Source organism: Endomicrobiales bacterium (assembly GCA_023228045.1).
GTDB lineage: Bacteria > Elusimicrobiota > Endomicrobiia > Endomicrobiales > JALOBY01 > JALOBY01.
On sequence record JALOBY010000001.1, the window covers coordinates 30,824 to 48,223 of the forward strand.

19 protein-coding genes are annotated in these 17,400 nt (G+C 37.1%); all 19 read right to left on the reverse strand.

Going from position 1 to position 17,400, the window contains the following annotated elements; genetic code table 11:
- Positions 1 to 49: 49 nt before the first annotated feature.
- The gene (gene glgA, locus M0Q46_00175) at positions 50 to 1,513 is read right to left on the reverse strand and encodes a glycogen synthase GlgA (protein ID MCK9582036.1); all 1,464 of its coding nucleotides are present in this window, start codon (positions 1,511 to 1,513) and stop codon (positions 50 to 52) included.
- 39 nt (positions 1,514 to 1,552) lie between these two features.
- Positions 1,553 to 2,548 (reverse strand): galactose-1-phosphate uridylyltransferase, encoded by a 996-nt coding sequence (gene galT, locus M0Q46_00180; GenBank protein ID MCK9582037.1) that lies wholly within the window; start codon positions 2,546 to 2,548, stop codon positions 1,553 to 1,555.
- 79 nt (positions 2,549 to 2,627) lie between these two features.
- Positions 2,628 to 3,545 (reverse strand): sugar phosphate isomerase/epimerase, encoded by a 918-nt coding sequence (locus M0Q46_00185; GenBank protein MCK9582038.1) that lies wholly within the window; start codon positions 3,543 to 3,545, stop codon positions 2,628 to 2,630.
- Complete coding sequence (gene scpB / locus M0Q46_00190; protein ID MCK9582039.1) at positions 3,542 to 4,144, reverse strand: SMC-Scp complex subunit ScpB; 603 nt, start codon at positions 4,142 to 4,144, stop codon at positions 3,542 to 3,544. Before scpB ends, M0Q46_00185 begins: the two co-directional genes overlap by 4 nt.
- 3 nt (positions 4,145 to 4,147) lie before the next feature.
- Entirely contained in the window at positions 4,148 to 4,939 is a 792-nt protein-coding gene (locus tag M0Q46_00195) for a segregation/condensation protein A (GenBank protein MCK9582040.1), read from the reverse strand.
- Positions 4,940 to 4,942: 3 nt separating this feature from the next.
- The gene (gene trpS, locus M0Q46_00200) at positions 4,943 to 5,923 is read right to left on the reverse strand and encodes a tryptophan--tRNA ligase (protein ID MCK9582041.1); all 981 of its coding nucleotides are present in this window, start codon (positions 5,921 to 5,923) and stop codon (positions 4,943 to 4,945) included.
- On the reverse strand, positions 5,920 to 6,558 hold the full coding sequence (locus M0Q46_00205) for a site-2 protease family protein (protein ID MCK9582042.1): 639 nt from the start codon (positions 6,556 to 6,558) through the stop codon (positions 5,920 to 5,922). Before M0Q46_00205 ends, trpS begins: the two co-directional genes overlap by 4 nt.
- A 123-nt stretch (positions 6,559 to 6,681) precedes the next feature.
- Positions 6,682 to 7,710: a hypothetical protein gene (locus tag M0Q46_00210; GenBank protein MCK9582043.1), complete on the reverse strand. Its 1,029-nt coding sequence runs from the start codon at positions 7,708 to 7,710 to the stop codon at positions 6,682 to 6,684.
- A complete protein-coding gene (locus tag M0Q46_00215; protein ID MCK9582044.1) occupies positions 7,700 to 8,023 on the reverse strand; it encodes a hypothetical protein in 324 nt (107 codons plus the stop codon). Before M0Q46_00215 ends, M0Q46_00210 begins: the two co-directional genes overlap by 11 nt.
- A 78-nt stretch (positions 8,024 to 8,101) precedes the next feature.
- Entirely contained in the window at positions 8,102 to 8,251 is a 150-nt protein-coding gene (locus tag M0Q46_00220) for a hypothetical protein (protein ID MCK9582045.1), read from the reverse strand.
- Between the two features lie 98 nt (positions 8,252 to 8,349).
- On the reverse strand, positions 8,350 to 9,051 hold the full coding sequence (locus M0Q46_00225) for a CpXC domain-containing protein (GenBank protein ID MCK9582046.1): 702 nt from the start codon (positions 9,049 to 9,051) through the stop codon (positions 8,350 to 8,352).
- Positions 9,052 to 9,187: 136 nt separating this feature from the next.
- Complete coding sequence (xerD, locus tag M0Q46_00230; GenBank protein ID MCK9582047.1) at positions 9,188 to 10,069, reverse strand: site-specific tyrosine recombinase XerD; 882 nt, start codon at positions 10,067 to 10,069, stop codon at positions 9,188 to 9,190.
- 77 nt (positions 10,070 to 10,146) lie between these two features.
- The gene (locus M0Q46_00235) at positions 10,147 to 10,770 is read right to left on the reverse strand and encodes an MBL fold metallo-hydrolase (protein ID MCK9582048.1); all 624 of its coding nucleotides are present in this window, start codon (positions 10,768 to 10,770) and stop codon (positions 10,147 to 10,149) included.
- Between the two features lie 6 nt (positions 10,771 to 10,776).
- Positions 10,777 to 11,235 (reverse strand): phosphatidylglycerophosphatase A, encoded by a 459-nt coding sequence (locus M0Q46_00240; protein MCK9582049.1) that lies wholly within the window; start codon positions 11,233 to 11,235, stop codon positions 10,777 to 10,779.
- Positions 11,232 to 11,858, reverse strand: coding sequence for a CDP-diacylglycerol--glycerol-3-phosphate 3-phosphatidyltransferase (gene pgsA, locus M0Q46_00245; GenBank protein ID MCK9582050.1), 627 nt, complete (start codon positions 11,856 to 11,858; stop codon positions 11,232 to 11,234). The genes M0Q46_00240 and pgsA overlap by 4 nt, the downstream gene beginning before the upstream one ends.
- On the reverse strand, positions 11,851 to 13,191 hold the full coding sequence (rimO, locus tag M0Q46_00250) for a 30S ribosomal protein S12 methylthiotransferase RimO (GenBank protein MCK9582051.1): 1,341 nt from the start codon (positions 13,189 to 13,191) through the stop codon (positions 11,851 to 11,853). Before rimO ends, pgsA begins: the two co-directional genes overlap by 8 nt.
- Positions 13,181 to 14,113, reverse strand: a complete 933-nt coding sequence (locus M0Q46_00255) for a DUF4115 domain-containing protein (GenBank protein ID MCK9582052.1) — start codon at positions 14,111 to 14,113, stop codon at positions 13,181 to 13,183. The genes rimO and M0Q46_00255 overlap by 11 nt, the downstream gene beginning before the upstream one ends.
- Positions 14,114 to 14,403: 290 nt before the next feature.
- Positions 14,404 to 15,111 (reverse strand): hypothetical protein, encoded by a 708-nt coding sequence (locus M0Q46_00260; GenBank protein ID MCK9582053.1) that lies wholly within the window; start codon positions 15,109 to 15,111, stop codon positions 14,404 to 14,406.
- Positions 15,101 to 17,392, reverse strand: a complete 2,292-nt coding sequence (locus M0Q46_00265; protein ID MCK9582054.1) for a DNA translocase FtsK — start codon at positions 17,390 to 17,392, stop codon at positions 15,101 to 15,103. Before M0Q46_00265 ends, M0Q46_00260 begins: the two co-directional genes overlap by 11 nt.
- Between the last annotated feature and the right edge of the window lie 8 nt (positions 17,393 to 17,400).

Sequence of the window (17,400 nt, forward strand, 5' to 3'; positions counted from 1 at the left end):
TAAGGTAGATTTTATATTAAATTAACACACCTGTAAAGAAACTGTTTTTTCACGGCATTTTATTTTGAACTTTACGCATAGCAATGGAATAAATGTCAATGTATTTTAAAACTGAGCTTTCCCACGAATAATCGCAAGACATGGTCGAGCGCATAAGGTCTTGCCACTTAGCTTTATTTTTATAAAGTTCAGCACATCTGCTTACAACATCGATAAAACTTTTCTGATTAAAATTATCAAAAACAAAGCCGTTGCCAGAAGAATTTTGAGGATTGTATTGCTTAACTGTGTCTTTAAGGCCACCAGTTGCAAAAACAACAGGTATTGTGCCGTATGCAAGAGATATCATTTGGCTTAAACCGCAGGGTTCAAAACGCGACGGCATTAAAAACACATCGGACCCTGCATAAATCTGATGCGCTAATGTTTCATTAAACTCAAAATGCGCATAAAATTTGTTTTTGTGTTTTTTCATAATTGCATTGAGCTTTTTTTGCAACGATTGGCCTCCTTTGCCAAGCACCACAACATAAACGCCTCGGTTAAGTAATTCTTGCGCACACGAAATTAATAGGTCTAAACCTTTTTGCGAGTCAAGACGGGAAACAACACCGGCAACTAAATCATTATCTGATGCGTCTAAATTGCAATACTTAATCAAATCTTTTTTACATATAGCTTTACCCCTGAGGTCTTGTTTTGAATAATTACTGGCTATAAGCGAGTCGGTTTTTGGGCTCCAGTATTGGTAATCAATACCGTTTAAAATACCGTAAAGATCATCTTTGCGATACTGCAATATCTTTTCCATACCACAGCCAAACATAGAAGTTAAAATTTCTTGCGCGTAAGACGAGCTTACTGTGTTTATTACATCACAATAAACAAGCGCCGCCTTCATAAAGTTAAAAGCTCCAAAAAACTCAAACTTTTCCCGGGTAAAATCAAGCCAAGAAAACCCTGCCGCATCAATTGTATCGGGTGCAAAAATTCCCTGATAGGCGATGTTATGGATGGTAAAAACAGATGCTGTTTGTGCAAAATAATTGTCTGTTGTATAAACAGTTTTTAAGTATGCCGGAATTAAAGCGCTTTGCCAGTCATTGCAATGTATAACATCGGGCTGAAAACCCAGAAATTTTGATAACTCAAGCGCGCCGCGAGAGAGAAATATAAACCTTTCTCTGTTGTCCGGGTAATCTTTGCCTTTTTCGCCATAGACATCTTTTCTTGAAAAATATTTTTGATTTTCCAGAAAATAGTAGCACACACCATTTAAAACGGTAGTTTTAATAAAAGCGTATTCTATGGTTTTACCTATTGGTATTAATAACCTGCCGGGAAGTTTTGTTAAATGATATGTTTTTTCATCTATACTTGAGTACTTTGGCAATACAACGCAAACTTCATGCTTTTTTGCTTTAAGAGCAGGTGGAAGCGAGCCGGCAACATCAGCCAACCCTCCAACTTTTACAAAAGGCGAACACTCAGCAGTAACAAAAAGAATTTTCATTTGATTGTTTTCAATTTAATTGAAGTTATATTTTGTACCTTACAACACTTCTCTTAAAAACTTCGCCGCATCTTCAGGGCTTGTCGGGTTTATATAAAAACCAGAGCCCCACTCAAAGCCGGCAATCTTTGTAAGTTTTGGCATAATTTCTATATGCCAGTGAAAGATGTTCCTGTCATTATTTTTATGCGGCCAATTGTGCAATATGTAATTATAATCGGGGTTAGATAATGCTTCATTTAACTTACCAAGCACCGTTTTTAGCGCTCTGGCAAGCTCAGATGCTTCCTTTTCACTTATGTCTTCATAAGCACTATCGTGCGACCTTGGCAAAACCCAAATCTCAAAAGGAAAGCGCGAAGCAAATGGGCAAAATGCAATAAAATTATCATTTTCATAAACAACTCTGCTGTTTGAATTAAGTTCCGTGTTAATCATATCGCAAAAAACGCAACGCCCTTTAAACTCAAAATATTTTTTTGCACTGCTAAGCTCTTCAAGCACTTTTTTAGGAACAATTGGGGTGGCGATTAGTTGAGAGTGTGGATGCTCTAGCGTTGCACCTGCTGATAAACCATGATTTTTAAAAATCAAAATATATTCCATACGCAAATCTTTTTTTAAGTCGTTAATTCGTTCCGCGTAAGTAAGCAATATGCTCTTGTACTGTTCAACTGAAAGCAATGCACCGCTTTTAGAATGCTCTGGTGTTTCAATTATCACTTCATGTGCGCCAATACCGTTCATTTTGTCATACATATTTTCACCGCGAGTAAGCACCTCACCTTCTACCCTAAGAGCGGGGAACTTGTTTGGTATAACGCGAATATCCCACCCTGTTGAATTTTTATGGCGGCCAACTTTACCTACCGCGTATATTTCACTTGGGGTAAGTTTTTCGTTACCTTCACAAAACGGGCATGATTTATGATCTGTTTTTTGCGCAGGTTTTTCTTCTTGTAACGGCCTTCCCCCGCGTTCTTGCGAAATTATTACCCACCTGCCTGTTACCGGATCTTTCCTTAACTCCGACATTTGAACCCTCCGAGAAGTTAATTAAATAAAATAAATATATGTGCTTTTGTATAATGTATAAAATTATTTAACAGAAAAACTAAGCAATGCTTATACTATTTAAGTATTTAATACTGTTTGAAAGTTCGTCAAATGTGGATTTAGAGTGTGCCTCAACTACCAAACAATGTTCTTTTTTTATGTAAGGCAACAAACATTTAAAGTCAAAATCACCGCTACCTGGAGCGTAATGGTCCACAATTTTGCGCAAATCGTGTAAATGAAAACCACCAATGTGCTTTGCAAGCGGAGCTATTATCTCAATATGGTTTTTGCTCCAAAGTATTCTTGAAAAAACTTCAGCATGGCCGTTATCATGCCAATAATATAAAGGAGCTCCAACAAATTTATCAAATATATCGCAGAGCTCTTGAGTGGAAGGTATTTCATGCGTGTAAAAACGGTTTTCAAGGCCGAGTGCTATGCCATTTTTAGCCGCAAAATTTGCAAGCTCGTCTAAAGAACTATAAAGCCGCTCTAAATATTTACCTGCATTCGCAGCACGCCTTATGCGCAAATCTTCTAAATCTTTCAGGTACTCACGGTTTGCCCCAAAAAGTGTAAACTTTTTTAATAATTCGTGACCATCCGGAGAAGAAGGTACTTCGCCGCAGTGCACAACAACAAATTTCGCGCCAACGTGTTTGGCTGTTTCTATAGATTTTTTTGTATAAGTGATTGCATTGTAACGCTCTTGTGCATCGTCGGAGGTTAAGAGATATCCGGAGTATATTGTGCGCCCTTTTGGAAGCTCTTGAATTTTTGGGCAGTAATTATGCACACTCAAAACACTTACTTCACCACGAGTAACAGATTTTTCAATTTCACTAAGCCAAGAATCTGGTATTTCAACATTTAGTTCAACTGCTTTAAACCCAGCTCTTTGCGTACTCTCTAAAAGTGGCTGCCAAGAAGATGCATTTTTAGCACCATATGCTGTTGAAAGCGCCAAAGTCATTCCAACTCCAATTTTTGCTGTGTCTCTGCTTCAAGCGCTTCTTCTTGTGGCCCAAGCTCTTCCGCCGGCTCTTCTTGTGGAGCAAGTTCTTCTATAACCGGTAATTCGCTTAAGTTGGCCAAACCAAAATGTGCCAAAAATTCTTGTGTTGTACCATAAAGCAACGGCCGGCCAAGAGTTTCTTTTCTGCCAGCAATTTTTATTAGCTTTCTTTCAAGCAGTGTCTCTAAAACGCCTGAGGCCTCAACACCTCTTATTTCCTCTACTTCTGAGCGTGTTATCGGCTGTTTATAAGCTATAATTGCAAGCGTTTCTACAGCGGACGGTGAAAGTTTCAGGGTAGATTTTTCTCTGTAAAGGCGGCGTACCCATGGGCTATACTCCCTGCGAGTACAAAGCTGCCAGCCACCTGCCACAAACCTAATTTCAACGGGGCTATTTCGCTCTTTTAAATTTTCACTTAGTTCTTGTACAAGAGTTTCTAAATCGTGCCCTTGCGCGGCTTCACCTAAAGCATCTTTCATTGCCACCAAAGGTAATGACTGATCTGCCACAAAAAGCAATGCTTCTATAATTTTTTTTACATCATTCTTTTCCATATTTTAATTACCTTCTTCTTTCGGCTTCTCTAAGAAGCCATTAGTTTCTTGTACCTTATCGGCATCGCTTAGCGGATCTATAAGCTTTAATTGATTCTCGTTTTCACTTAGCGCATATATTCTTATTTCACCGAAAATATCTTTTTGGCGCACAGCAATTTGTTTAAGACGTATTAATTCAAGTAATGCCAAAAAACATAAAATTAAACCGCGGCGGTTTTTTTCTAAACACAATAAATCGTCAAATGTTATAAATTGTTTTTCTTCTAAAATGTCAAGTATATCTCGTATCTTTTTTTCAATTGGTATTTCTTCGTAAATAACTTCTTTTACTTCACCTGAAGGAAGGTCAGATAGCACGCGTTTAAAGTTTTCTATCAAATCAAATAGCGAAACATCCAGCACAAAATCTTCTTTGTTTACAAGCGGTGTGCTGCGGTAAAAATAATCGGCGTTGCGAACCTCACTATCAGACAGAGTACCAGCAACTTCTTTGAACTTTTGATACTCAAGCAACCGGGCTTTAAAATCTTCCAACGGGTCGGGCCCTTCTTCTTCCCCTTCTTCCTGCGGTAAAAGCATTTTCGCTTTTATTTGCATAAGCGTAGCTGCCATTACCAAAAACTCACCGGCAATTTCTAAATTCAGCTCTTGCATAACATCAAGATATTTAAGATACTCCTCCGTAATGTCGGCGATTGGTATTTGGGCAATTTCCATATCGCTTTTTTTAATAAGATGTAAAAGCAAATCAAGCGGCCCTTCAAAAACATCAAGATTGATTGAGTAAACCATAATTTATTTTAAATGTACGGCTTTGCGCACTTCTTCCATTGTTTGAAAAGCAAGTTCTTTCGCAGATTTTGCACCTGCCTCAAGCACGTTTTCAACAAGACCTTTCTGCCCTTTTAATTCTTCTCTTTTTTGCGCCAAGGGTAAAAGTGCCGCGCAAAGCAGTTCAATAAGCATTTTTTTGCACTGTACGCAGCCGGTTTGCCCCTTTTTGCAAGCATTTTCTATCTGTGAAAAGTTTGTATTATAAAGTTTATGAAACGCAAATACCACACAACCATCCGGGTGGCCTTGGTCATTTGCACGAATTTTTTGCGGGTCAGTAAACATTTGCATAACTTTTTGTTTTATGGTTTCTGGCTTTTCATCCAGCGTAATTGCATTGCCATACGACTTTGACATTTTGCGGCCATCCAAGCCAGGAACCCTTTTTGATGGCGTTAGTAATGCCTGCGGCTCAGGAAAAACATCGCCGTAAAGGCCATTAAAACGACGGACAATTTCGCGTGTTAGTTCAAGGTGTGCAAGCTGGTCTTCGCCAACCGGAACCACATTCGCCTTGTAAATTAAAATATCCGCAGCTTGCAAAACCGGGTAACCAAGAAACCCAAAGTTGTGCAGGTCTTTATCTTTAAGTTCGCCAAGCTGTTCTTTGTAAGTTGGGCAACGGAAAAGCCAACCTAATGGTGTTATCATACCAAGCAATAAATTTAATTCGGCGTGTTCTGGTACTTCCGATTGGCGAAATATTACAGCTTTTTTAGGGTCTATTCCGCAGGCAAGCCAGTCAAGAACCATCTCTTTTGAGTTTGGCAAGATATTTTTTGTGTTCGCGTAGTCGGTGGTAAGGGCGTGCCAGTCGGCAACCATATAGCAACATTGATATTCGTTTTGCATAGCAACCCAATTGTCTATTGCTCCAAAAAGATGGCCCAAATGCAGTTTGCCCGTCGGGCGCATACCGGAAAGAACTCGTTTTTTGTTCATAAGCTATAAGCCCCACCTGTTAAAATATTGATAATAAAAGCTATCAATGGCATAAAAACCCTTGAAAAAATACCAGAGAAAAACAATATAATAACTAGAATTATACCATATGTTTCAAACTGCCTAAAATGCATTCTTACAGAGTGTGGTAAGAAATTTTCTAACACCTTACTACCGTCAAGAGGAGGTATTGGTATTAAATTTAAAATAAACAAGAATACATTTATAAAGATGATTATAAACGCAAACTGATATGCTGCCACACCAAATGCAGAATGCATTAAACCAGTGCTTTTTAGAAAATATAATGTTAGTGAGCCAATAAGTGCTAAGCACACATTTGAGAACGGGCCCGCAAGAGAAACGGTTATTAAACCTAACTTATAATTGCGAAACATCGAAGGATTAATTGGCACTGGCTTTGCCCAGCCAATAAACATAGAACTGCCTGAAAGCAAAAAAGCCAATGGCAGAATTATTGTTCCAAATAGGTCAATATGAGGAATTGGGTTTAAAGTAATGCGACCATACGCCTTTGCGGTATTGTCGCCATTTAAACTTGCAACCCAGCCATGCGCAACTTCATGCACAATTACAGAAAACATTAAAACAACAAGTTGAACGATTAATGGCATAATTAAAATATTATTGAATTAACAAGTGAATTTTGAGTGTAATTTTAATTCATTTACCGTATATTGTCAATTATTTGTTAAGCAAAAGGCGCATGCGCAAACTTTGAAACTTAAACTTACAAACTATTGACAAAAATTAGTTTTAACAAACTTTATAGCTTCCTTTTTTATTTTAATTTTTCTTTTTAATAATTCAGAAAAGATTTGTTTGTACAAAGGCCCTGGTTTTATATTAAGTTTTTTAAGATCTTCACCGTTTAGCACAGAGATATTTTTAGTTTTTTTAAGTGTCACGAGTAAATTTGCCATTTCTTTTTTTGAAAAGCAAAGTCCTCGCAAAAACTTTTCACCTTTTTGTAAACCGATAGCATTTATAAGCAAATAAAGCCTTTCATTTGTATCTTTACCGCGATTTAGAAAATTAAAGTTTTTTATAACTGCAACATCAGCAGAAAATTTTGAAATTGCGCCAATGTGTGAAAGTAAACTAAACGCATACCCCGAATTTTTTTCTTCAAGTAATGCAAGCAATTCGTTTTTTATTCTTTGCGGTGATATGTTTTTAATAAATATACTGTGTTTTTTTGCAAGGCTTAGGGTACTTTTCTCAACAAAGAAACCGCGCGAGGCAAACCGCGCCAAGCGAAATATTCTTGTAGGATCATCTCGAAAACTTAAAGCGTGCAAAACCTGCAGTATTTTTTTTCTTACCGCAAGTGCGCCACCAAATGGGTCTATTATTTTCCCAAAATTTATCGGGTTTAAGCTAATGGCCATTGCATTTAAAGAAAAATCCCTTCTTGAAAGGTCGGCTTCTATGCTGCAAAACTCAACATCAGGCAATGCCCCAGGTTTTGCGTAAGTTTCACTACGAGCAGTTGCAAAATCAATGTGCGAGTTATCTGGAAGTATTAGCACAAAAGTTCCAAAGCGCTTATGAGAAACAACTTTCGCGTTAAGTGTTCTTGAAAACTCATTAATAAATTTTGCCACATTGCCTTCTATGGCAATATCTAAATCGAATAATTGCTTTCCACAAAGCAGGTCGCGCACAGGGCCACCAACCAGGTATGCGCGCACACCATTTTTTTGAGCTATCAAACCTATGGTTTTAAGTTGACTTTTAAACTTTGGGTTTATTTTAATTTTCATCTTTCTTTTTATTGCGATGCATTAACCAAATTGAAATTGGAATCGCCAAAATACCGGCAACACCTACATAATATATAATCGGGTACTCTTTGCCATATTGCTTAAATAAGGCAACACCCTTTGGGCCGGCAAGAGCGACACCTGCGGCAAGTAAACCCCATGAAAAAGCGTATATTGCAGTTGCAAAAGCATAGTATTTTTTTTTACCTGTTTTTTTTGCAAGATACGAAAATAAAATAACACCAACCCAGCCGATAGGTGCGTTTATTATTAACAAAACTACGCCTGTATAAAACCAAAAGTCTGTATTCATTGTTTATTATGTTTCCTAATATCGCGTCTCGCCTGTAGGCGGACTTAGTATTTAAACCATAGAATTTGCAATAGATTGCTAGATTCGACGGACGATGACGGTCTTTTCCTTCCTCAAAAAGCTCGCCCGATGTTCATACATCATTCTTGCTTTTTGAGTTGTAAAACCCACGACCTCGCCCGTCTCGTTCCTAACACCTATTGCAAGGTCTATGGTTGCTTCGTTCATACTTGGTTTGGCTAAGATGATTTCGCCAAACCGCTAACAATGGAAAACCTTAGGTTTTCCCGTTTCGTCGGGAGTTTACCCTGAGCTTGCCGAAGGGCTCAAGTACCCTTCCGTTCGCTGAACCCTTTCCTAAGTTGTAACCGAATATTTTTCTTTATTTTACTTTGATCAAAATTCCAATTTGTATCCATCTCTATTTTACTAAGTGTTTTTCTGTAGTTTTCAAGGTTTGGGTTTTTATCAAGAAGTGTTTTTATACCATCTATAACAGATGTTCTTTGCAATACACTTTTAGTGTTTTTTAACGGTAACAAAGGTACAATTTTATTTTCTCTTGCATATGCCCATGAAAGCTCAATTGTACTAACACCTATTTCATCCGCATAGTAGCGCAAAATTTCTGTTTCATCTTTTATATCATCTTCCAAGCGCACTATTTCAACAAGTGAGTCAAGACCAAAAATTAAAATTGGCTCGTAGTTTATTTTGTTTTCCTCATCTATAGCACCCACAGCTTGCTCAAAAGTGCCACGCATATTCAATGCAAGCCTTTGAGCATTATCCTTAAAGCTTTCAGGGTAAACAAATGCAACAAGCTCTCTTGCGCTTTCCTGATAAAATAAAAATTGCTCGGCATAAAAAATACTTTTACAATTAGGGCACTGTACAATGTTTATTTCGCCGCACAAAAGCGCATCTTTTAGCTCAGGATTCTCTCCAACACAAATAGAGTTTAAAAGTTCTACTTCAAACTCATGACCACAGGCACACTTAACACTTTCCAACTTTGCAAACGACATATTTTCTCCATTTTGCGGCAGTACTTATTCTTATTAATTATTAAAAATAACTTTAGGTTGTTATTTAAACAAATTGCACTGTAATTTTCAAGAAAAAAAAGGCAACTTCCCATGCAACACATATAAACTATCAAACTTATCCTCTTGGGTGAAACTTTTTGTGCAGTTCCTTTATATGGTCTTTGTCTATATGAGTATAAATTTGTGTGGTTGTTATAGAGCTGTGCCCAAGCATTTCTTGCACATAGCGCAAATCGGCCCCACCAGCAAGCATATGCGAAGCGAAAGAATGGCGTAACATATGAGGCGTTATGTTTTTTTGTATATCAGCTTTTTTAGCAGCATTTTTTAGTTGTCGCCAAAATTCAATACGAGATATTTTTTTGCAAAACTTACTTAAAAAAAGCCCCCGCTCCATAGAAACATTTTTTTTCTTATCTCTGAAAAGCATATACTTTGCAACCCAATAAAGCGCAGTTTTGCCAACAGGTATTATTCTTTCCTTATTACCCTTTCCAACTACTCTTAAAAAACCAAGATCGGTATCTAAATTGTTAACATCTAAGCCAACAAGTTCTGATACCCTAAGACCGCTAGCATACATTAGTTCAAGCATTGCGCGGTTTCGCACAGAAAGCTCTTTTTCACCACAGAAAACATTAAGCAACCTTTCTACCTCTGAAACACTAAGTTTATTTGGTAATTTAGATGGTATTTTTGGCGCAAGCAAATTGGTGCTTGGGTTTGAACTTATTATACCATCTGCAGTCAGAAACTTAAAAAAGTGACGCAAAGTTTCCATTAAACGATATATTGAACGCGGGCCTAAGCCAGAAAGCTTTCTTTGCCAGAGATATTCAGTAAGATCTTTGTGTGTTAATGTTTCGGGAGTTTTTGAAAGGTTAATAAGATAAGCACTTAAATTTTTAAGGTCTGATCCGTAAGCATCAAGTGTGTTTTTAGCAAGCCCTTTTTCGGCTAACAAATAATTTAAAAAATTCTTTATGTGTTCTTGCATTTTACCCAGATCTTTAAACTAAAATTATAGCCGTTTTATCCAGTTGATGTGTGTTAAACCATAACATAAATATTTGTTTAACAAAGGTATGGGTTATGCTTCTTTTCATGCATAAGCACACAAGCTTTGCCATGGCCCGGGAGTATTGTTGTATTTTCTGGAAGGTCTAAGTATTTTTTCAGTGAGTTCATTAACACATACTCATTGCCACCCTGTAAATCTGTTCTGCCAACAGCGCCACAAAAAAGTGTATCACCGCTAAAAAGAATGTTCTCACACACTAATGATATGCCACCTTCTGTGTGCCCGGGAGTTGCAATTATCTTTAACGAGAGGTTTCCCACATTTAAAATATCACCATCAGAAAGCAAAATATCTGCCGGCATTGAAACAATTGGGTTTTCAATTGATGCTGAAAGGTTTTTTTGCGGGTCTAATAAATTCGGTGCTTCTGATTTATGTATGCAAATTTTCGCGTTATACTTTTGTGCAATGATTGTGTTTGCACCTATATGATCGCCGTGCGAGTGGGTGTTTATTATGTAGATTGGTTTTGCCCCTAAAGAATCTATTTCTGCAATAATTTTTTGGGCCTCGCCGCCAGGGTCTATTACGCAAGCAAGATTAGTATCTTTATCAACCAAAATGTAACAGTTTGTTTCTAAATATCCAACAATTATTGTTTTTAAAATATAGCTCATGGCACCTTAAAAAAACCAATGCCATATATTTAATATGGCACAAACTAAAATGCCTGCGGCAATATCATCAGCAACTACTCCAACACCACCGTTTATTGTCTGCAGTTTCTTTATACCAAAAGGTTTTTTTATATCAAAAAACCTAAACATTACAAATGCCAACACACCAAAAAACAAACTTTTTGGCAAAAACAAAACACTTACAAAAAAACCGGCAAACTCATCAATTACTATTCTTTGGTCATCTTTTATTTTAAAAATTGCTTCACAGTGCCAACTAACACTTATTGCAAGCAAAGCAACAAATACAGTTAGATAAAACGATGAAATATTATTTGTTGGAAACAAGAAATACCAAATAAAAAATGCCACAACTGTGCCAGAAGTGCCCGGCAAGCGCGGCAAATAACCACTACCAAACCCCGTTCCTAACACAAGCATAAAATTATCAATTAATTTCTTCATTGCTTAAGCAGTTCCTTGTGGGCATACATATACGCAACACCGGAACTTATTGTTGTAACAGTTGTTACAAAGGTTATCCAATATGGGGCTTTCAATAAAAACCATGCAAGTATAGGGCCAATTCCAAAGTGCGCAAACAAAGCTTGCGGCATTATGTGATAGTATTCCCAAAGAGCTGATTTAATAATTAAAATGACAATAATTGTTACTATGCAAACAACCTGCGATGTGGTTTTAAACTTGCCAGATGTTTTTGCCGGAATAATAATATTTTGCGTGGCCGCGATTGAACGCAAACCTGTTATAATAAACTCTCTGGAAATTATAAGAATTACCATCCATGCCGGAACATTTAAATCCCTCATACCAACAAAAGATATTAAGGCGGCAGAAATTATTAACTTATCTGCCAGCGGGTCTAAAAATATGCCAAGAGTGGTTACAGTGTTTTGCCTGCGGGCAATTCTTCCATCATAAATATCTGTAATAGTTGCAATTGAAAAAATAAATAAGGCCAACACACGAGTTGTAAAATCGTTTATATAAAGAAATAAAATTAAAAATGGCACCAAAAAAATTCTAAGCAGTGTAAGTTTGTTTGCAAGGTTCATTGTTTTACTCATTAATGACAACCCCTAATAAGTCATAATCTTTATATCCGTTAATTTTAACTTTCAAAAATTCACCAACACTCGCATGCCCTTTGAAAAAAACACAACCATCTATTTCTATTGATTGAAAAACAGTTCTACCTTTCCATCCCCTAACTTTTTTACCGTCAACATTTATAAACTCACACGATTCATGGGCAACTGCTTCAAAAACTTTGCCAATTAGCATGGCATTTTTTTTACTTATAACTTTTTTTTGCAACAGCATCAATTCATCTTTGCGAGCTTTTTTTGTTTTTGCACTAATTTTACCTGGTATTTTCTGTGCTTTTGCACCGTCAACATTTGAGTACTCAAAAACCCCAAGATGGTCAAACCACCCATCTTTAACTACTTTTCTAAGCTCTGCAAATTGCTCAGAAGTTTCCCCTGGCAGACCAACAATTAGTGTTGAGCGAATGAATATGCCAGGCACTTCGGATTTTATTTTTTTAAGAACACCAAGTGCACCTTTTGGGCGAAGCATAAGTTTTAGAATTTTATCACTTGTGTGCTGTAGCGGAATATCAATATACTTGCAAACTTTTTTGTTGGTGGCAATCTCTTTTAGCAACTCCTGAGTTACCGAGTTGGGAAATGCGTAAAGAACTCTAATCCAACGAATATCTTTAATTTTTGAAATTTCTTGTATAAGTTTACTTATAGCAAATGTGCCATAAATATCTTTACCATAAGCTGTTGTATCTTGCCCAATTAAAATTATTTCTTTTACGCCTTTTTTGGCAAGACGGGCGGCTTCTGCAACAAGCGACTCGATAGTTCTGCTTTTATACTTTCCCCTAAGCTTTGGAATTATGCAAAATGAACATTTATGGTTACACCCTTCGGAAACACGCAAATACGCACTTGGAAACGTCCACGAAATTGGCCTTTCAAGAGATGTTTCTAAAAGGCCTCCAGGTGCACCAACTAACAGTTTACTTTTTAGTGCTTTGCGCTCAGTGACCAGCTCTGTTATTTTATCCAAGTGGCCTGTACCAACAAAACCATCCACTTTTGGAAATCTGCCGAGCAGTTTTTCTTTTTCCGACTGGACTAAGCAGCCACTAACAAATATTTTCTGGTTTTGTTTTTTTTGTTTGCAAACAGAAGCTATCCACTGAGCCGACTCTGTTTTTGCATCTTCAATAAAAGAACAAGTGTGAATTATTACAATGTCTGCAGAGTCAATATCATCGATTGTAACATATCCAAACTCAAGCAACATTGCCACCATACTTTCGCCTTCAACAACATTTTTTGGGCACCCAAGCGCAACAAAAGCAACTTTCTTATTATTTTGCACCTGCGTTTATATCCTTAAGTGTTAATTCAAGCTCTCTAACTTTACCATCTATTTTTTCCCCTTCGCTAACAAGCTCTATTTTGTGCCCGTTTAGGTAAACCTCAACTCCTGACTCATTTCCAAGTTTAAGATAAAATTTCTCATTTGCGTTAAAAAATCTTTGGGTGTCCTTGTTAATAGTCCCTTCAAACAATGCCTTTTTATCTGATATTACCCTTACCCAAGTGTTATCTAACCCTACAACTTTTAATTGCATAGCTTTTGCAATGCCAAAACCTTGATTGAGCGAATAATTCTTTTGATTGTGCCGTTTTAAAAGTGCATTTTGCAAGTTTACTTTGATACCTTGCACTGGGTCCAAAGGTGCTTTCTTTGTTATATTTTCCTCATTTTCTTTCGTATCAAATACTGAAATATTTTTAACTGTGTCACAAGAAGGAACACCCTCAGAAACTTGCGTTAAAGTTGATGTTGAAGTTTTAACTGATGTAAATGCATCATGGCTTAAAATTAATGGTTTCATCTTACCAAAAATAAAAAATGCAACTGGTACACTAAGAACAAGTAATGCTGTAAGTGCAAAAATTACAATTAGTGTCATTGAACTTGATGGTTTTTTATTGTTTTGTTTTTTTTCTGAAACTATTTGCTGTTTCTTTGCTATGTTTAACTGACTTTTTTGTGCCACACTCTCTAAATTTTGAGTATATGAGTTTATTATTTCATTTGGATCTATTCCAAGAAAAAGCGCATACCTTCTTAAAGAACCAATAAAATACACCGTAGCATGAAATTTTTCTGATTCCATGTTTTCTAATGCGTCTAATTGATAGGGCGTAATTTTAAGACGGCTATGAACCAACTCCAAGGAAAAACCCTTGGTTTCTCTTGCATTTTTAAGTTTTTTACCAAAATCTTTCATGCTTCCCCCTATGTCGCATCCCCACCTTTGGCGGGACTTACTTCGTTGTTCTGGCTCGGATGGGAGTCCTCTCGCCAGAATGCTCCCCGAGGGAAACCTTGTTTCCCTTCGGCGTTCGGCTCATCCCGCCAACGGCGGGATTTGCCTCACTGAACCCTTCCCCAGTTGTAAAAAACATCTATGTCGCATCCCCGCCTCTGGCGGGACTTACTTCGTTGTTCTGGCTCGGTACCAACGGTTGACCACTTCATCAACCACTTCGAGTGCCCAGGGCACTCTCAAAAGAACATTTACTCTGATAGGTCAATAACATCAACATCTTTAGCAGGCTTAAAAACAAAACTACTCTTCGGAATACCTGCGTTTATTTTATAATTTGAAAATTGCGTGTTTTGAGCAAACGAACTGTTCCTTACTTTAATCAAAACAGGCAAATAGCTTTTTGCATCAATTAATACATCTATAAAATAGCCATTATTTTTCTTTGATGCAAATGTTACAAGGCAAGCGTTTTCGCCAATTAAACTTTTAGCGCTAAATAAAAATTCTCTATCAAGCACATTCCAAAACTTATCCAGTGAAAATAAATCTAAAGGCAGTGGCGAATTTTTGTTCCAATTTGAAAGTTTATCTGTAATTGCCTGTTTTTGCGATGGTGTATAAACAAACAAAGTTTTTCCATTACAATAAAAACTCTGCTCTAAATCGCCTTTTTTTTGTTTTATCACAAATTTTTCAGGCGCCAAGTAAAATACAGAGCCCACAATAGCATCTGAATTCGTGGCACTTTCGTTGCTACTAAATTGCTTAAATTCAAAAGAAACATCTTTTATTTTTGAAAGCAATACTCTTGAACTTGTAATGATTTCAGCTTCTTTAGATTGTGTAAAAAGTTTATTCTTGGCGGCTCGTGCATTATTTTCTGCGGTTAAGGTTGAATAGTTTATAAATAAAGTTACCGATACCAATAAAACAAAAAATAAGTTTTTACTCTTCATTTGGGTTGTCGCCAATGTTACCAAATGTTTTCAGGTACTCATCAACACGCGTAAAATCTATTGACCAGCGGTTTGTGCCCTCCGGTTTATTTATAAAACCCTTCATTTCAAGTATACTTAAAATGTTTGTTGCCCGAGATGAAGAACCAAAGTGAGCCTTAAGCAAATCTTGCGAGATCCTTTTTCTTTCCTGCATAAGCTTTAGTGCGCGTACAAGCTCTTCAATTTCTTTATTATCGTTTGCATCAAAACTTGAATTTGCCGTTGCAGCACTAATAAGCACATCTTCATAAAATGGCTTAATGTTTTGACTCAAAATAAAATCAACTACTTTGTTCGGGTCTCTTTCTGGCACATACGCGCCCTGAAGACGATCAGGCCTTGAGGCACCGGATGGCAGGAAAAGCATATCCCCACGTCCAAGTAAATCTTCAGCACCAATTGTATCCAATACAACGCGAGAATCAACCTGAGATGTTGTTTGAAATGCGATACGCGCGGGTAAATTTGATTTAATAATTCCTGTTATAACATCTACCGACGGTCTTTGTGTGGCAAGTATAAGGTGTATACCAACTGCTCTTGCCATTTGCGCGAGCCGCTGAATTGAATCTTCAACTTCTTTTTTCTGCACAACCATAAGATCGGCAAGCTCGTCAATTATTATAACTATGTAAAACTCTTTTGACCCACCAGTCTCTGTCATTTTTTGATTATAACTTTCAATATTGCGCACCGACTCTTTTGCAAACTTTTCATAGCGTTTTTCCATAACACGCACAAGCTTTTTAAGTGCTGCAGCAGCTTCTTTTGGCTGAGTTATAATGTCAGCATCTGTGCATTTTACACTTGGGTCGTATAGGTGAGGTATGCCCCTGTAGCATGTCAGCTCAACCCGTTTTGGATCTATTAGCAAAAACTTTACTTCATCGGGTTTTGCCTTAAAAAGCATTGATAGAATTAAGCTATGAATACCAACACTTTTACCTGAACCTGTAGCACCCGCAATTAACAAATGAGGCATTATTTTAATGTCAGTTACGGATGGGCGACCGTCGGTTGTTTTACCAAGGCCAAAAGTTAGCAAAGATTTAGAATTTTGGAAATCTTGGCTTTCAACAATCTCACGGAAACTAACTATGCAACGCTTTTCATTTGGAACCTCTACCCCAACAGCGGACTTTTCCGGCACAGCAACAATACGCACAGAAACGGCTTTCATGTTTAGCGCAATATTTTCACTAAGGCCTGAAACAGTTTCAATTTTTGTTCCCGGAGCAAGCTCCATATCATAACGCGTAACTACAGGACCAGGAATAATATCTTTAACCTTTGCGCTTATTCCAAAGTTCTCAAGCGTTTTTTCTAATATTTGGGCATTTTTTGTAAAGTCCTGTGCAGAATTGCCCGCAATCAAATCTTGCTTTACTTCAGAAAGCAAGTCAACACTTGGCAATATATAATCTGCAGCAGAACCGTTAGAAAACAACTCAAGTTCTTTTGCATCAGCTTCCGGTTTATTTTGCAAATTTTTCGGTTTTTCATCACGCTTTTTAGAAATATCATAGGTTTTTATTGTAGTTAAAATAATTCTTGGCAACTCTTTCTTTTGTAACTGTGGAATGTTTGGCAGAATCATCTGAGGAGCTTTTGTGTCTTCTTTAGAACTATGTGGCTCATTTGGAAAAAATATTTTTGGCACAGATGAGTTATTCTTTTTAAGCTCTTCTCTTGCCTCTACCCATTGATGATAATCTAACACTATGTTTTTCCAAAATGCCTCTAATACTTCCCGCATAGAAATACGCATAAGCATTGCGCCAAAATAAACAAAAAGAATAAACAAAGCAGAAAGTGAAAGATAATAATTGTTAAGTAATATCTTGTAAAAAAACGGGCTTGCATTGCCTATCCATCCGCCAAGTTGTTCTATATCTTTGCCAAATTTAATATCCCCAATCAAATCCAGAAAACTTGTTGCGAACAAAAGCAACAATGCCGATAGAAAGAGATCAATTCTCAAATGTAATTTAAACTCATTTTTAAGATAGACATACCCCTGCCAACAAATTAGCAAAGGAAGTAATATTGCCGCCCAGCCAAACAAGCCATTAACCACTGAGCTTATCGCACCGCTAAAAACACCAAACTGAGCTGGAAATAAAATGCAGTATAAAATAGCAATTGAGCAAACAAGCAGAAATATACCTTTTAATTTTCCGCGGAGGGCTTCATTTATTGGTTTTGTTTTAACTTTAGACCTGTAAAAGTTCTCTCTCATAATTAAGC

What these genes read in the sequence shown, in the direction of transcription:
- M0Q46_00235 (MCK9582048.1), bottom strand. Translation starts at nt 10,770, where the DNA reads ATGAGCTATATTTTAAAAACAATAATTGTTGGATATTTAGAAACAAAC.
- glgA (MCK9582036.1), bottom strand. Translation starts at nt 1,513, where the DNA reads ATGAAAATTCTTTTTGTTACTGCTGAGTGTTCGCCTTTTGTAAAAGTT.
- M0Q46_00255 (MCK9582052.1), bottom strand. Translation starts at nt 14,113, where the DNA reads ATGAAAGATTTTGGTAAAAAACTTAAAAATGCAAGAGAAACCAAGGGT.
- M0Q46_00260 (MCK9582053.1), bottom strand. Translation starts at nt 15,111, where the DNA reads ATGAAGAGTAAAAACTTATTTTTTGTTTTATTGGTATCGGTAACTTTA.
- M0Q46_00240 (MCK9582049.1), bottom strand. Translation starts at nt 11,235, where the DNA reads ATGAAGAAATTAATTGATAATTTTATGCTTGTGTTAGGAACGGGGTTT.
- M0Q46_00220 (MCK9582045.1), bottom strand. Translation starts at nt 8,251, where the DNA reads ATGAACGAAGCAACCATAGACCTTGCAATAGGTGTTAGGAACGAGACG.
- M0Q46_00215 (MCK9582044.1), bottom strand. Translation starts at nt 8,023, where the DNA reads ATGAATACAGACTTTTGGTTTTATACAGGCGTAGTTTTGTTAATAATA.
- M0Q46_00265 (MCK9582054.1), bottom strand. Translation starts at nt 17,392, where the DNA reads ATGAGAGAGAACTTTTACAGGTCTAAAGTTAAAACAAAACCAATAAAT.
- galT (MCK9582037.1), bottom strand. Translation starts at nt 2,548, where the DNA reads ATGTCGGAGTTAAGGAAAGATCCGGTAACAGGCAGGTGGGTAATAATT.
- xerD (MCK9582047.1), bottom strand. Translation starts at nt 10,069, where the DNA reads ATGCAAGAACACATAAAGAATTTTTTAAATTATTTGTTAGCCGAAAAA.
- pgsA (MCK9582050.1), bottom strand. Translation starts at nt 11,858, where the DNA reads ATGAGTAAAACAATGAACCTTGCAAACAAACTTACACTGCTTAGAATT.
- M0Q46_00205 (MCK9582042.1), bottom strand. Translation starts at nt 6,558, where the DNA reads ATGCCATTAATCGTTCAACTTGTTGTTTTAATGTTTTCTGTAATTGTG.
- M0Q46_00210 (MCK9582043.1), bottom strand. Translation starts at nt 7,710, where the DNA reads ATGAAAATTAAAATAAACCCAAAGTTTAAAAGTCAACTTAAAACCATA.
- scpB (MCK9582039.1), bottom strand. Translation starts at nt 4,144, where the DNA reads ATGGAAAAGAATGATGTAAAAAAAATTATAGAAGCATTGCTTTTTGTG.
- M0Q46_00185 (MCK9582038.1), bottom strand. Translation starts at nt 3,545, where the DNA reads ATGACTTTGGCGCTTTCAACAGCATATGGTGCTAAAAATGCATCTTCT.
- M0Q46_00225 (MCK9582046.1), bottom strand. Translation starts at nt 9,051, where the DNA reads ATGTCGTTTGCAAAGTTGGAAAGTGTTAAGTGTGCCTGTGGTCATGAG.
- M0Q46_00195 (MCK9582040.1), bottom strand. Translation starts at nt 4,939, where the DNA reads ATGGTTTACTCAATCAATCTTGATGTTTTTGAAGGGCCGCTTGATTTG.
- trpS (MCK9582041.1), bottom strand. Translation starts at nt 5,923, where the DNA reads ATGAACAAAAAACGAGTTCTTTCCGGTATGCGCCCGACGGGCAAACTG.